We start from the raw sequence: 13321 nt of genomic DNA, 5'->3' as shown, positions 1-13321 counted from the left end.
ACCGGTAAAATAGGAGCGTAGCGAGTAATTTATCCGAGTGCAGCGCTTTGTTATGCTTTCACCGCATCTTTTATTTTTTCTGGTATTTTTCCCGCTTTTTCTACCAATGAAACTGCTTTGTCAAGCGTATCGTTATCTAGCGACACGTCTTCTCGCTTGCTAAAAGCGTTGCTGCCTGTGATATTCCAATGCTCAAATGCTTCTTTTACTTCTGACCAGTCAGCAGTAGCACCATATGATTCCAAGTAAAATTTCCCGAAATTAATCGCATGCCTGCGGTCTGCATTTTTAAGTGATTCTTGCATATATGAACTACTAAACAAAAATGAGTATTTCGCAACACCGACTAGTAGGCCAACAGTTATGATCCCTTTAAATAAAGCGAATATCAGAAACTGCCATGATATATCTTTTAGTGAATCCAAACTGATAGAAAAAGTTACAGCAACAAAAAATATTACACCGGCAATCAGTGAGGCAGCCCCAATTCCACTCCAAATTCGTGAAATCGTATGAAATTGGGACTCTTTACTATTTAGTGCGTCAAGTGCGTCTGCAACATAATCTTGTGATGTTTGCTCTAATTTTTTTCTACTTTCTTCTGTTAAACGAGCCTTCTCTTGTTCCAGCTCAATAGAAGCTTTTTTGAGTTCGGATTCTTTTATGGCAAGTTCATTTTGCAGTCTATTACGAAGTGCTTGAGCTTCCATTTCTCTATGCTTGAGATGCTTTTCAAAATCTCGTTGACGTTCAACTAATTTCTTTTCCCTCTCTACGAAATATCGCTCTCTTTCCTCGAATTCTTTCTGGAGATCCATTTCCCGTTCAATTTGTTCTTCTTTTAATCTTGACCGGTACGTATCGAAATCACGTTCCTGATTTTCAATTACCTCTCTATATTTAGATAGCTCTCTTTCACGATCATTAAGATATCTTTTTTTCTCTTCAGATAATTCACGATTACGTAACTCTTTCATTCTATCTTGCATGATATTTACTCTTCATAGCATAACGTCCAGCACAGTGGCAGGAAAAGCTGGCACATAATTGCTCAGCAATTTGAGTTACAGGTTTGACAGTCCGTTGCTGCTTGTTAGCCGATGACATACTGAGCCTTAAACTCTTCGACTCTATCAACAAACTGTGTTTTGTGTATCATCCGGTGGCAATTTGAACACAGTACAGAAAAGTCCTTTACTGGATCCAAGCCTACCTTTTTACCCTTAATCTGATAAACAGGAGTTAAATGGTGCGCTTCAATAAAACCTTTACCGATTTCACCATATTTCTTTTCGAAATCAAAACCACATGCAGAACACTTGTACCCTTGAAGTTCTTTGACTTTCTTTGCTAGCTTTTGATTCCGCTCAATCCTTTTATGCTCACGCAGCTTAGTGCCATCTTCTACACCTAAGCCAGCTTCATCTTCCTCTACATTTGAACCATCTGAGACGCTTTGATTTACAACCATTTTAAGATAAAGTTCAACAAAGGCTATTAGGTCATGCTCAAGCTGAGAACTATCAGGGACCTTACCTTTTTCATAGTAAATAGAATAGATAGCCCCATGTTGATATAAGTCTCCCAAAGAGCCTTTTTTAGATGAAGCTAAGTCAATTGGTCCTTCAATAGAGTCTTTATGTTGAAATCTAAGCTGAGCATTAAAATCTGATGCTCTTACTCGGAGTACATCAATTACAGACTTGCCATATTTTTCTTTTAGATTTGTGACACCTTGATTGAGGCTTAAATATACACCTGCACCATCTTCTCTAAGTAAGTAAACAAGATAAAAACCATTTTGAGGGCTTGTGGTAACTGTTCTATCTAAAACTGAAATCCAAGGAACGTTGGCCCAGCCACTTTGGCCAGCACTCCCTTTGACGTAATATCGGTCGTTTTCACCTAACACCTTCCTTAAATTTGCAGGAATTACATTTCTTAAATGATTCGCTAAAACATTACCTGTGAAATCTTTCGTTTTTTCTACAAGATAGTTTTCGATTAGGTGATCAATAGATTCTTTAAAATTCACTGAGTTTTCATCCCTTTCTCAGAAGCGGCTAACGCCGCATTAAGGGGTGAACAACGCCTCCACCCAACCTAAATTATTGTGCCATAAACACTAAATTTGAAGTAGAAGCAAAAATGCCAAGCGTTGAGAATCCCTCTTAAATGCCTTGTTAGCATGTTGTTTCCGCTACAAACTCATTCACTTGAGAGCGTGTAGTAAAACGTACTTTAGTACCGTGAAAATCACTGAACAATTGCTGATGGAACTGTCGTGAACTTTTGGATTCTCGAACCGAGTATTCAGAAGCCCATTTCAATAATTCACGAAAATTCTTCTCCGCCTGATCCTCATTAAGTTGCTTAGAGCTCTCCGAGCCACGAGCATAAAGAGAACTTTCACACTCAGCCCATTCCAAATCCAAAAATAACAGCATGTCAGCAGAAAAAACAAGCTGTTCAGCTAAAGCACCAAATACTCCTTCAACTACCCAGTTACATTGAGACTTTATACTAGTCATTTCATTTTCGATTGCTCCGGTGGAGCGTTTTTGATTATAGCCACCTGGCTCCCATACAATCGAGTCCAAGTTAACTTCTTGCAACTGAAGTTTGCAGGACAACTGTTTCGACAACCAACTCTTTCCTGAGCCAGAATTACCAATGATGAGAATTTTCTTCATATTATTCCTGCATGCTAACGCGCAGCTCAGCCGTGCGCTTTAGCGCATCGGCTGGAGCGTTTTGTTAGGCAATTATGCCAGCATGAGCTGCCACAACTTGCCAATGACCGTTTGATAATTGTGCCCAAACACGTGTGAATCGAAAGTCTCCACCAGCAGGTTGACCGGCATAGGTTCCGGAAAGCTGGACCCGCACTGTAACAACCGCCGCGTCATCACCGACTAACTTAATTTGCTGTTCCGAAGGTTCCAGTTTAGAAATGGTGAGAGCGCCCGATTCATGGGCCGAAAGATCAGCCTCTTTACCCAAGCACTGCCCAAGGTGGTTTGTGAAAATGAGACTTGGAGAAAGAAGCTTATCCAAAGCTTCAACATCGGAGGCAAGCATAGCTTGGCGCAACTGCTCTTCCGCCTTTTCTACCTCAATGTTGCTATCCATAGTGTCCTCTCGTGTTTTTGCCTAACGCCGCCAGCATGCGCGGCTTTGTAGCGGAAGCGAAGCCGCAACGAAAAAGCCGTCGCCGTGTCTGGCCTTGTTATACGTTCTCACCCAAGGCCTCTATAATGAGAACAAATGCTTGATTCAGGGACTCTCCGGCTTTTGAGTCATAGTAAGTGTTCGACTCGATCATCATACGCAGAATTGAGTACAGACTACTTTTGTGATATGAGATGATGCTGCCCATGCCATTAATGCGATTAATTAGCTTCTCCGTGTCTTTAGCCGAGTCATCTAAACCTTCAGATTCCAGGACAGGGACGGCTCTACTGAGCTGATCAATTATCTCTTCAAATTCTGGTTGTCTGGCAGACATCCTCGACTCTTCTTCTACGTATAACATTTTAATAGTGAAAAATACTAACAAGCCAAATAATATCATTTATTATTTGGCTTGAATAATTTTTTAACTGACGTTACTCAATAATATTAACTCCTTCTATTTGCGAAATAGTAATATATTTACTTGGTTCTAAAGCCAATATCGAATGATCTGTCTTTCCCTCTATAAGAGCAAAGTCATTTGTTTTATAAATTTCTGAGTTTATTTGTAGACGACCTTCAAGAACATATATTTGTTCCCATCCAGGGTGATTATGCAACGGTAGTTCCGCATGATCATCAAATTTCAGTATTGCTGTTCTACCATTTTCAGTTTTCTCAGATAGCCAACAAAACTCAACACCAGAAAATGGAGTTTTTGACCATTTTATATTCTCTTTCATAAAAGGGATAATCATGTATTTTCCTTACATAAAATATAACGCCACGTTAAGGCGTGAGTGAACGTGTGCCAAAATTGGAGCGAAGCGTAAATGGCACGCGTTTACGAATCGCTCTTAAACGTTTTGTTATGCGCGTTCTAGCTTATATGCGACATTATACGCTCTGCAACATGCTCAGGTGCAACATTCGTGTTATCAATTTTAATCGTTTTCGATGTTTTTATTGGAGCATATTCACATTGCTCCAAATAGTTCGATAGTTGATTAGCACAAGATATTTTATGTGTGGGTTTACGTTCTTCAGATTCCACACGGAGAAGCAGTTCTGATTTTGATGGAGACAAATGAACAGGGTAAAAGTCAATTTTTTCTTGTTCGAAAAAGTCCAAGTAACCCTGAATTTCTTTTTGATGTAATTTAGAACATACCACCCAAGTCATCACGACATGTTCAACTCCAATTTCTTTAGCTTTTTGTAGAGTTAATCTACGAATACTATCCGTAAACTCATGAAAATCTTTTGCACCAAACTCATCGTAAATTGATAGGCTTAAATCAACAGCTAGATGGTTGTGCAACAGTTTAAAGCCATACTTTTCTTTTAGTTCTTTAGCGACAGTCAGCTTACCAGCAGCTGGTGCTCCATGTATCCATACTATTTTCATTATGTTCCAATTTATTCAATACGATAAAAGCGCATAACGCTCGCATAAAAGGCGGAGCGTCAGCGACGTCCAGCCCGCAGGGCGATTTTTAATGCGCTTGTTATGCATTGGCTACGCACCCACCTTCTTTTAGTACGCGGGTGGTAGATGCCGGGTTGTTTCTAAGTGCAGCTACAGGGCGTATAGGCCGTGGCACTAAGTTCCCTGAGCAATTTGGACAGATATGATTAAGGACATCCTCAGCACACTCAGCACAAAATGTGCATTCAAAAGTACAGATTACTGCACCTGTCGATTCCGGAGGTAAGTCCTTGTCGCAGCACTCACAGTTTGGTCGAAGTTCTAACATTGGCTTGCCTCCTTCTTAGGTGCATAACATTTTAATAGTGCGCATGCGCGTTTGCGCTGTACATGAGAGTTCAAAAAACCACCTTTAAAAGGCTGTTTTAAAAACACTTTTAAGACTTATCCCAAAGCAACTCAAAATACAAATTCGAGCATGCGCGTTATATCATTTATCCACAGCGCGTTATTCTGGCTGATAAATTGGTTAATGATTGATATTAATACACTTTCATTGACACGACTATGACAAACTAAGCAAAAAAACACTATTCGGGTCATAAAAACAGGCATCCAACTGGCAAACATAAAAATAAACTGTGTATTTATACAGTAAAGAGGTAATGTATCCACAAGGAGTGGTCGATGTGTTCCAGTCCATTTATCAGTCACCTCAGAAGTGAGTTGCGTGTACGGGGCTACAGCATGAAAACGGAAAAACCTACTTGTATTGGATTCGTTATTTCATCAGGTGCAATAACCTAAAGCATACTAATCAGATAGGAGCAAACGAGGTTAGAGCATTTCTTTCGTTTCTAGCAACCGAGCAACATGTAGCGATCAACACTCAGAAATCGGCTCTGAATGCGCTCGCATTTTTGTATAATAAAGCGCTTGCACAGCCACTTGGAGATCTTGGTTTTCAGCATGCTAAGCAAGGTCGGCGTTTACCGTCGGTACTATCTGCTACTGAGGTTAAATCGATTATTGACCACATTGACAGCGAGCGAGAGAGGCTTATTTTTGCATTGCTGTATGGTAGCGGCCTTAGAATCAGTGAGTGTCTAAGAATTATTATAGATATGCACCGACTACTGACATACAGTGCTCAACAGTACTTTCTTTTTCACCAACTGGCGCAACATAATAAATTGCTGATTCAGCGTCTGCCCTACCCGATAACTTGCTAATCACCCACGCAGCCAAGTACTTTGATGACAAACACCCACCTGCGGTTGCAAGATTACCTTGAGCATAAAAAGGTTGATCTAAAACAGTCGCCCCTGATTCGATCACCCAAGGTTTCGTTGTTAAATCGGTACAAACGGGTATGTGATGCAGTAAACCAAGTACTGACATGAGCAATGTACCTGAACATTGCCCACCAATTAACTGAGTTTCAGGGTTTAGCTTTAGCCTTGAAAGTATCTCTCTGTCTTGAGCAATATCGCGCGTGAGTGCGCCGCTACCAAATAAGACAACGTTGGCTTGATTGGCAAATTCTAGAGGTTGCTGAGATTGAATTGTCACCCCGTTCATTGAAGTGACGTATTGGGATGGACTCGTTATTTGTACATTCCAACCAGCGTCTTTCATTCGGTTCAAAATGCCCGCGGCTATAAATGAATCCAGTTCATTAAATCCATCAAAAGTTAGTACAGCAATGTCCATATTTGCTCCTATTCTCGTTAACGGTGTGTGTCTCAATTAATTCCTAGAGCGAGTGCCCAATTATCTTGTTATGTGAATTTATACCTCTGACATATAAACACTGACTTCACGTTCTTTACCTTGCATCCGGTTCACCTGATCGCCCACGTATTTTATACCAAGCTTTTTAATTACTGACTTTGAGCGCTCATTTCCAACTAAATGCATGACTTGTAACTTGGTTAAACCATAATGCTCTTTGGAAAATGAAATCAAACTTTTCGATGCTTCTGTCGCATAGCCACTGCCCCAGTAGGGCACTCCTAGCCAATAGCCAAGAATACCTAAACCATTTTCTAGCTTTGGAAAGCTAATCGCACCAATTACCTCTGAAGTGGCTTTTAGTACAATAGCGTAGACTACACCTTTACCACTTAGAAATAACGTTTCGTGAGTACGTATCCAGTTTTCAGCATCGGAGATACTATATGGATAAGGAATGTTTGCCGTCATTTCTGAGATTTGTTTGTCACCAGCCAACTCTGCTACATGCTTAGCATCAGCAAGAGAAAACGGTCTTAATATTAATCGATGACTTTCAATTATTTGCTGCATAATGTCCCTATTCAGATAACGCCCAACTCTTACGAATCCCCTCATAATTTCTTTATAAAACAATGAGTAGATGCGTATTGCTCATTCTGATCTAATGAATTTCGCCAAAAACACACTTGATTGTTTGTAGTCGTTGCGTGGGCTTTCTCACGTCGACTGCCTACTTTTGTTAAAGTTATAAAATATGGATGTCTTATTTATTTAGTTTTCACCCAAAAGAATCGCAACATTACACCCGTAATATTAATCCTGCATTGCCACTCTCTCATTCTCCCTGAGCGAGGTGAACATCAAAGCTATTCTGTTAACGATGGTACTTACTATCTATCTTAGTAATAGCGCAATGGGTCGCATAACTCGGATAGTCATGCAGTCAGCATAATGTCACTCAATAGGCAAAATGGGATACAGTGCGATTTGTCACACTTTTTAGCTGTCAATCCGGTGCTGGTGAACGGTTACGTCATATTTACTATAAATTAAATACGAGATAACATAAATTAGCGAAAACCCTAAAAACGAAAGATAACTAACACATTCATTAAACCAAAAAAAAGAAATCGAGAAAAACACGTATATTACAACATTTATTAACCCAGTGCCTTTATTTATATAGGTCCATACAGAGATTGATAACACATCTTCAGCATCAATGTTGTTTTGAATTTTTGATTTTGTAATTCCTGATATTATCGTCATTGATAAGCCACCAATAACAAACATAAAGAAAACAACATTAAAATTATCACTGTATATAATAACAAAGTAAACTAGTATTAACACTACACTCATTAAATAGCTGCTAACAGAATTAATTTTATTTCCTAAAAATAGCGACATGAAGCCACCTACCCCCCACGCTGCGACGATATAACCTATTTGTTCTCGTTCAAAACCGTTAAAGGAAAGAGCTGGAAACTCAACTGCATTCAAAGCGGCACCAGAAAACAAAAATAGAAACCATACTATCATAATGGCTTTTATTTTTTCTGGTGAATGTAAAAAATTGAATGCTAAGTTAGAAGAGCTTTTTGTAGCTGTTTTTTTATTAAATTGTTGACGGAGAATGTCTAGTATAAAAAATAATGAAACATAATAAGAAAAAAAGTCAATAATCAGTAAGAAATTCAACCCCATTTCAAGAGATATATAAGCCCCCAACGCCGGAGATGCCATTATTGCAAAGGAACCTGCCGCAGAAAGTTGAGTATAAAATTGAGTTCTACTTGCAAGTGTTGCGGTGAATTCACCAATAAGACTGTTGAAAACAGGCGTATAGAAAACTCTAATAACTGATGAGACTATCATCATAATATATATCATGTATATATTATCGTTGAGTACTATACCTAAAATACTTAATGATAACAGTACTTGGCTGTATATCACTAAATTCTTTATTGAAAATTGATCAGATACTCTTCCTACATACTTAGATAGTAATACAGATGGGATTGACTGAATAAGCAAACCAATTGTAACGTGCTCAACACCATACTCCTCAAGAAGCTTCAATGATAGCGCGGTAAATGTTAGCCAATTTCCTATGCTATTAATCATGACAAACAAAAATAGTTTTGTTTTGTTATTTAATTTCATATTATCTTACATTAAAGAAAAATTTTGCGTTAATCGCGAGGTATGTTTATCTCTGCCAAAACCAAAGTCACTTGAGTGATGTAACTTACTACCCTTGAAAAATGTCAATCTATTATATACGAATAGTTAACGGTGTGTGCCCCAGGTAATTATTGACGCTCTGTAAGCTTGGAAATTTAACACTGAACTAAATTACAGCTAACGTACTTTAAAAAATTTATCTTAACGCCATAAATACCAAACTCAACCACACCAATAGTGCTAATCGTTAGCTGTCAATTTGAGCAAATTGTTATAACGCAGATCCATTAACCAAAGACCAATGATGCGGCATGAGCTCTCGAAGAGTTTTAAAAACTAATTGATTCTCTTCTGTGGTTATTGCCGCTTTTACGTCACCGCCCCAGTGAGCTAAACGCTCTTGGCAAATACCACAAGGTGATAGAACCAAAAACTCACCTTTTTCGTCTTCTCGACAGATACACAACGAATGCGTGATTGCTTCATTTAATTTGTGAGCCTCCAAATAAGCCCCTACTTCCATACATAGTGATAAAGCGTCATTTTTTACATCTGGAGCAACACTAGTTAAAATTGTTCCCGATTCGGTTCTAACGGCTGCAGCCCCACCCCAGCCAATAGGATAACGAGACTCGATTAATTGTGCCGCTGCGTCATACAAATCTTTTTCTATGTTTTCCATTTTGATAATTCCAAATTTTCACATTAGCTATAACGCCCAATTAATACGTGAGAAACACTTGGCTACACTTGAGCTAAGCGAAAATGCCAATCCCTCTTGAGCAGTTTGTTAGCTGAGCTTTTTTAGCAACACTTGCTTAATTTCAGACCACTCTGAATCAATAATTGAATAAACAACCGTGTCCCTTACAGAACCATCCTTTAGTATTTGATGGTTGCGTAAAATACCGTCTTGATTTGCACCTAACCGTTCAATAGCTTTTCGAGAAACTGTATTGCCAACATGAGTTCGAAACTCTACTGCAATTGCCTCGTACCTCTCAAATAACTGTTTGAGGAGAAGATATTTACACTCTGTATTTATCAGAGTTCCCCTAGCCGAATTTGCATACCAAGTATAACCAATCAAAGCCCGTTTATTTGAATCATCAACGCCATAATAACGAGTCGACCCTACTATCTTATTAGTCATTCTGTCTCTCACCGCATAGGCGATATTACCTAGAAGCATCTGAGTGATGGCATCACTGACATAGCGATGCATCTTTTCTGGGCTTGGTACATTAGCGAACCATAGCTTCCAATGCTCTCCGTCTTTAACTGCCTCAATCAATGCCGGAACATGATCTAAAGTAAGAGGTTCAAGAGCAACATAATGACCTTCAATTAAGCTTTTTTCTATCCACATAAGCCTCAATTTCCTTTTGCTAACTAACGTTCGCCATCACCGGTGGCAAAAACGGAGCGAAGCAGAGTTTTTGGCATCCGGTGCATGGCATTGTTACAAGTTTTTATCGAAGACTAGCTGGGTCTTCACAGTCGAAAAACCCTGCTTCCTATATAACTCGTGAGTATCCTCACGCACCGAGCTACAACGAACACGGAGTTTTAAGCCCTTTTCGGCAGACCAGTCCGACGCATGAGACGCGAGGGCAGATCCAATACCCTGTCGCTGATGTTCCGGATGCACAGCCAGACCGCAGATCTCGACGAAGGCGGTCGATGCTGCCCGTATAGAGACGTAGGCGTGCAGCCAGCCCACGACAGCGGCGTCAACTGTGAACACCCACAGACGGTCACGTTCCGAACGAATGAGCTCAGCCAGGTCGTTCTCTACATCCGTGATTTCGCGCATGGGATAACCAAGACTCCTCGAGGTTTCCACTATGCCATTTAGATCGGATTTTACCGCCTCGCGGATAGGACTCACAAAGTCTCCCTGTGATTGTTAGCACTATACTCGTTCAAGTGCTATGTGTGGTTCTGGAGGAATCTTTAGCGAAATGCTGTCTCCAACTTTTACAATTCCGCCTTCTTTAACAACTGCCATTATTCCAGCTTTACGAACCAAATTACCATCTTTATCTCGATCTAGAACTGCCTTCGTTAAACCTGACTGATAATTATCAAGCTGAGCACACGGATTCCTTAAACCAGTAACCTTCAATACAACTTGTGAACCGAGGCTAATCAATGTATCTCTAGGTAGCGATAATAAGTCTACACCTTCAGTAAGAACGTTTTCTCCGATAGTCCCAGCATCTACGTTGAAACCGGAGATTTTAAGTTCTGATATTAACTCAGAATGAACTAAATGGACTTGTCGTAAATTGGGCTGCGTGGGGTCTGCCTTAACACGAGAGCGATGTTTCACAGTAACACCACAATGTGCGTCTCCTTCAATTCCATGGCCTTTCAAGAAAATTAGCGACTCACATGTTCCTTTAGAAAATTGGTGTTCGGAATCTTTACTTAATGAGACTACTTTCACACTTCCTCCTTGGTGCTAACGCCGCATTAAGGGATGAACAACGCCTCCACCCATCCTAAATCATTGTGCCATAAACACTAAATTTGAAGTAGAAGCAAAAATGCCAAGCGTTGAGAATCCCTCTTAAATGCCTTGTTAACATGTTGTTTCCGCTACAAACTCATTCACTTGAGAGCGCGTAGTAAAACGTACTTTAGTACCGTGAAAATCACTGAACAATTGCTGATGGAACTGTCTTGAACTTTTGGATTCTCGAACCGAGTATTCAGAAGCCCATTTCAATAATTCACGAAAATTCTTCTCCGCCTGATCCTCATTAAGTTGCTTAGAGCTCTCCGAGCCACGAGCATAAAGAGAACTTTCACACTCGGCCCATTCCAAATCCAAAAATAACAGCATGTCAGCAGAAAAAACAAGCTGTTCAGCTAAAGCACCAAATACTCCTTCAACTACCCAGTTACATTGAGACTTTATACTAGTAATTTCATTTTCGATTGCTCTGGTGGAGCGTTTTTGATTATAGCCACCTGGCTCCCATACAATCGAGTCCAAGTTAACTTCTTGCAACTGAAGTTTGCAGGACAACTGTTTCGACAACCAACTCTTTCCTGAGCCAGAATTACCAATGATGAGAATTTTCTTCATATTATTCCTGCATGCTACGCCTAAAGCAGCCGCGCATTTATACGTCGGCTGGCTTTACTTGTTATATTCTTTTGGCAACGGACAATCATAATTAATGTCTATCATGTCTAGGTTTGTTATGGAGAAGTTGGCATATTTTTTATCTGCTTTTGATGTGTTCTCACTTGGAGAACCATAAACAAATACAAATGCTGTTGGCTTATCTTGTGCATTTATTTTTTCGATCCTTGTTGCAACTAACTTTTTTATTTTATAGCTTTCGACCAAGCGGTCAGCAACCATTATTGTGCTCGTATATTCATCATCGCCTTTCTTGAATTTCTTCTTGAATTTAATCTGAAACCCCGCATCCGAGTAAAGCCTATTTATATAAGCCCAGCCGTAGTAAATTACTGGATAGTTTGGGAGCTCATTCAAGTCTTGCTCCCATATGCATTTAAATATACTTCGGTTGTAATGGTACGATTATCTTGGAAAGCAATTAAGCCTTATAATCAAATGATTAACTGAGGTTTATGATGCAACGAAAAGAAAGAATTATTATCTCCGATCAGCAAAAACTAGAATACGCAAAAATGATGGTTGAAGATGGCTACTCTAATCAACAGATTCAAGAAATATCTGGGGCATGCTCTTCGGCTGTTGTCCGCTGGAAGCGGCAATACAAAGCTGAAAAGCAAGGTATTACACCGCAAAATCAAAAAGCCTTAACTCCTGAGCAACAACGAATACAAGAGCTTGAAAAACAGCTAGCTAGAGCAAATCGAGACATCGACATATTAAAAAAAGCCAGCGCTTTGTTCATGCGAGACAATTGAAGCAAGAAGCCGTAAGGCAAATGAAGAAAGCGCACTCTCGTTACACTGTCTCCGAAATATGTCACGCTCTTGAAGTGCCATTGAGTAGTTTTTACTACCAAAGAAGCGATAAACAGAGTGACGCGCGATTACGTCATCAAATCCGTGTGATTGCAAGTGAGTCGAATCACACCTATGGCAAGCGGCGCATTAGAGAAGAACTTAAAGAGCAAGGCACTTATGTAAGTTTGTATAGAGTTGCTAAATTAATGAATAAACTCAATATTTATGTCCGTTACCCAAAAAGGAAGCATTACTATCCTGATTTTGGTGATGAAAAGCGATATGCACCGAACTTACTTAACCGGCACTTTAATCCTGAGACATACAATACTCATTGGGTGACAGATGTGACGTATATTCGTTCTCATCAAGGTTGGAGTTATCTCGCATGTGTTATGGATTTAGCCACGAAAGAAGTTGTGGGATATGCGTTATCACGCTCGCCTGATACAAAGTTAACGCTTGCTGCACTCAATCAAGCAATCATAAATAAGAAACCGATGACAGGTGAGTTGATGGTGCATTCAGATCAGGGTTGCCATTTTAGTTCTCATGCTTTTAGAAATCGTTTAAGTGCTTTAAATATAAAACAAAGTATGAGCAGAAGAGGGAATTGTTGGGATAACTCTGTAATGGAGCGATTTTTTAGGACACTTAAGTCGGAGCACTTGAACGTACTGAATTTTATCAATCATCAGTCGGTCATATCAGCAGTACAAAGTTATCTTAATTTTTACAATTACAAGCGAAAGCACAGCGGACTCAACTATATGACTCCACACGAACATTATGCAAAGATGAAAAAAGCGGCTTAAGAACTCTCCAGTATTAGTG

19 protein-coding genes are annotated in these 13321 nt (G+C 39.7%); 2 read left to right on the top strand and 17 right to left on the bottom strand.

The window, feature by feature from the left end; translation table 11 throughout:
• Positions 1-50 precede the first annotated feature (50 nt).
• The 8 genes from OCU30_RS04635 to OCU30_RS04600 all read right to left on the bottom strand — a co-directional run bounded on the left by OCU30_RS04635 (position 51) and on the right by OCU30_RS04600 (position 4931).
• Positions 51-989, bottom strand: a complete 939-nt coding sequence (locus OCU30_RS04635) for a hypothetical protein (RefSeq protein WP_077313567.1) — start codon at positions 987-989, stop codon at positions 51-53.
• Between the two features lie 104 nt (positions 990-1093).
• Complete coding sequence (locus OCU30_RS04630; protein ID WP_077313569.1) at positions 1094-2035, bottom strand: MrcB family domain-containing protein; 942 nt, start codon at positions 2033-2035, stop codon at positions 1094-1096.
• A gap of 148 nt (positions 2036-2183) precedes the next feature.
• Positions 2184-2693: a P-loop NTPase family protein gene (locus OCU30_RS04625; RefSeq protein WP_077313571.1), complete on the bottom strand. Its 510-nt coding sequence runs from the start codon at positions 2691-2693 to the stop codon at positions 2184-2186.
• 64 nt (positions 2694-2757) lie between these two features.
• Positions 2758-3132, bottom strand: coding sequence for a nuclear transport factor 2 family protein (locus OCU30_RS04620; protein WP_077313573.1), 375 nt, complete (start codon positions 3130-3132; stop codon positions 2758-2760).
• Positions 3133-3229: 97 nt separating this feature from the next.
• Complete coding sequence (locus OCU30_RS04615; RefSeq protein ID WP_077313575.1) at positions 3230-3508, bottom strand: hypothetical protein; 279 nt, start codon at positions 3506-3508, stop codon at positions 3230-3232.
• Positions 3509-3608: 100 nt separating this feature from the next.
• Complete coding sequence (locus tag OCU30_RS04610) at positions 3609-3932, bottom strand: cupin domain-containing protein (protein WP_077313577.1); 324 nt, start codon at positions 3930-3932, stop codon at positions 3609-3611.
• 122 nt (positions 3933-4054) lie between these two features.
• Positions 4055-4582 (bottom strand): AAA family ATPase, encoded by a 528-nt coding sequence (locus OCU30_RS04605; RefSeq protein WP_077313579.1) that lies wholly within the window; start codon positions 4580-4582, stop codon positions 4055-4057.
• A gap of 100 nt (positions 4583-4682) precedes the next feature.
• Entirely contained in the window at positions 4683-4931 is a 249-nt protein-coding gene (locus tag OCU30_RS04600) for a DUF1272 domain-containing protein (RefSeq protein ID WP_077313582.1), read from the bottom strand.
• 439 nt (positions 4932-5370) lie between these two features.
• Here OCU30_RS04600 and OCU30_RS04595 point away from each other — a divergent pair, with 439 nt between their 5' ends.
• Positions 5371-5835, top strand: a complete 465-nt coding sequence (locus OCU30_RS04595; protein WP_235861834.1) for a phage integrase N-terminal SAM-like domain-containing protein — start codon at positions 5371-5373, stop codon at positions 5833-5835.
• Here the strand turns inward: OCU30_RS04595 and OCU30_RS04590 are convergent.
• From OCU30_RS04590 to OCU30_RS04550, 9 genes are all read right to left on the bottom strand, one after another.
• On the bottom strand, positions 5720-6316 hold the full coding sequence (locus OCU30_RS04590; RefSeq protein ID WP_077313584.1) for a DJ-1/PfpI family protein: 597 nt from the start codon (positions 6314-6316) through the stop codon (positions 5720-5722). The genes OCU30_RS04595 and OCU30_RS04590 overlap by 116 nt on opposite strands.
• Positions 6317-6394: 78 nt before the next feature.
• The gene (locus tag OCU30_RS04585; RefSeq protein ID WP_077313586.1) at positions 6395-6910 is read right to left on the bottom strand and encodes a GNAT family N-acetyltransferase; all 516 of its coding nucleotides are present in this window, start codon (positions 6908-6910) and stop codon (positions 6395-6397) included.
• A gap of 429 nt (positions 6911-7339) precedes the next feature.
• On the bottom strand, positions 7340-8509 hold the full coding sequence (locus OCU30_RS04580) for an MFS transporter (RefSeq protein ID WP_077313588.1): 1170 nt from the start codon (positions 8507-8509) through the stop codon (positions 7340-7342).
• Between the two features lie 292 nt (positions 8510-8801).
• Positions 8802-9212 carry a cytidine deaminase gene (locus OCU30_RS04575; RefSeq protein WP_077313590.1) on the bottom strand — a complete coding sequence of 137 codons (411 nt, stop codon included), beginning with the start codon at positions 9210-9212 and terminating at the stop codon, positions 8802-8804.
• 108 nt (positions 9213-9320) lie between these two features.
• Complete coding sequence (locus OCU30_RS04570) at positions 9321-9899, bottom strand: GNAT family N-acetyltransferase (RefSeq protein WP_077313592.1); 579 nt, start codon at positions 9897-9899, stop codon at positions 9321-9323.
• Between the two features lie 93 nt (positions 9900-9992).
• On the bottom strand, positions 9993-10421 hold the full coding sequence (locus tag OCU30_RS04565) for a GNAT family N-acetyltransferase (RefSeq protein ID WP_077313594.1): 429 nt from the start codon (positions 10419-10421) through the stop codon (positions 9993-9995).
• Positions 10422-10445: 24 nt separating this feature from the next.
• The gene (locus OCU30_RS04560; RefSeq protein ID WP_077313596.1) at positions 10446-10982 is read right to left on the bottom strand and encodes an MOSC domain-containing protein; all 537 of its coding nucleotides are present in this window, start codon (positions 10980-10982) and stop codon (positions 10446-10448) included.
• A 135-nt stretch (positions 10983-11117) separates the two neighbouring features.
• Positions 11118-11627 (bottom strand): P-loop NTPase family protein, encoded by a 510-nt coding sequence (locus OCU30_RS04555; protein WP_077313598.1) that lies wholly within the window; start codon positions 11625-11627, stop codon positions 11118-11120.
• Between the two features lie 54 nt (positions 11628-11681).
• Positions 11682-12044, bottom strand: a complete 363-nt coding sequence (locus OCU30_RS04550) for a hypothetical protein (RefSeq protein ID WP_205408779.1) — start codon at positions 12042-12044, stop codon at positions 11682-11684.
• 101 nt (positions 12045-12145) lie between these two features.
• Between OCU30_RS04550 and OCU30_RS04545 the strand changes: the two genes are divergently transcribed.
• Positions 12146-13302 (top strand): IS3 family transposase gene (locus tag OCU30_RS04545; RefSeq protein ID WP_261821305.1). Its coding sequence is split into 2 segments (ribosomal slippage): positions 12146-12407 and positions 12407-13302, totalling 1158 coding nucleotides; the frame shifts between segments, so codons are not numbered across the junction.
• Positions 13303-13321 lie beyond the last annotated feature (19 nt).

Source organism: Vibrio palustris, from assembly GCF_024346995.1.
Taxonomy (GTDB): domain Bacteria; phylum Pseudomonadota; class Gammaproteobacteria; order Enterobacterales; family Vibrionaceae; genus Vibrio; species Vibrio palustris.
The sequence above is the reverse complement of the archived record's forward strand: the minus strand, read 5'-3'. Positions and strand labels throughout refer to the sequence as shown.

What these genes read in the sequence shown, in the direction of transcription:
- OCU30_RS04610 (WP_077313577.1), bottom strand. Translation starts at nt 3,932, where the DNA reads ATGATTATCCCTTTTATGAAAGAGAATATAAAATGGTCAAAAACTCCA.
- OCU30_RS04615 (WP_077313575.1), bottom strand. Translation starts at nt 3,508, where the DNA reads ATGTCTGCCAGACAACCAGAATTTGAAGAGATAATTGATCAGCTCAGT.
- OCU30_RS04635 (WP_077313567.1), bottom strand. Translation starts at nt 989, where the DNA reads ATGCAAGATAGAATGAAAGAGTTACGTAATCGTGAATTATCTGAAGAG.
- OCU30_RS04570 (WP_077313592.1), bottom strand. Translation starts at nt 9,899, where the DNA reads ATGTGGATAGAAAAAAGCTTAATTGAAGGTCATTATGTTGCTCTTGAA.
- OCU30_RS04600 (WP_077313582.1), bottom strand. Translation starts at nt 4,931, where the DNA reads ATGTTAGAACTTCGACCAAACTGTGAGTGCTGCGACAAGGACTTACCT.
- OCU30_RS04580 (WP_077313588.1), bottom strand. Translation starts at nt 8,509, where the DNA reads ATGAAATTAAATAACAAAACAAAACTATTTTTGTTTGTCATGATTAAT.
- OCU30_RS04575 (WP_077313590.1), bottom strand. Translation starts at nt 9,212, where the DNA reads ATGGAAAACATAGAAAAAGATTTGTATGACGCAGCGGCACAATTAATC.
- OCU30_RS04605 (WP_077313579.1), bottom strand. Translation starts at nt 4,582, where the DNA reads ATGAAAATAGTATGGATACATGGAGCACCAGCTGCTGGTAAGCTGACT.
- OCU30_RS04625 (WP_077313571.1), bottom strand. Translation starts at nt 2,693, where the DNA reads ATGAAGAAAATTCTCATCATTGGTAATTCTGGCTCAGGAAAGAGTTGG.
- OCU30_RS04555 (WP_077313598.1), bottom strand. Translation starts at nt 11,627, where the DNA reads ATGAAGAAAATTCTCATCATTGGTAATTCTGGCTCAGGAAAGAGTTGG.
- OCU30_RS04620 (WP_077313573.1), bottom strand. Translation starts at nt 3,132, where the DNA reads ATGGATAGCAACATTGAGGTAGAAAAGGCGGAAGAGCAGTTGCGCCAA.
- OCU30_RS04585 (WP_077313586.1), bottom strand. Translation starts at nt 6,910, where the DNA reads ATGCAGCAAATAATTGAAAGTCATCGATTAATATTAAGACCGTTTTCT.
- OCU30_RS04590 (WP_077313584.1), bottom strand. Translation starts at nt 6,316, where the DNA reads ATGGACATTGCTGTACTAACTTTTGATGGATTTAATGAACTGGATTCA.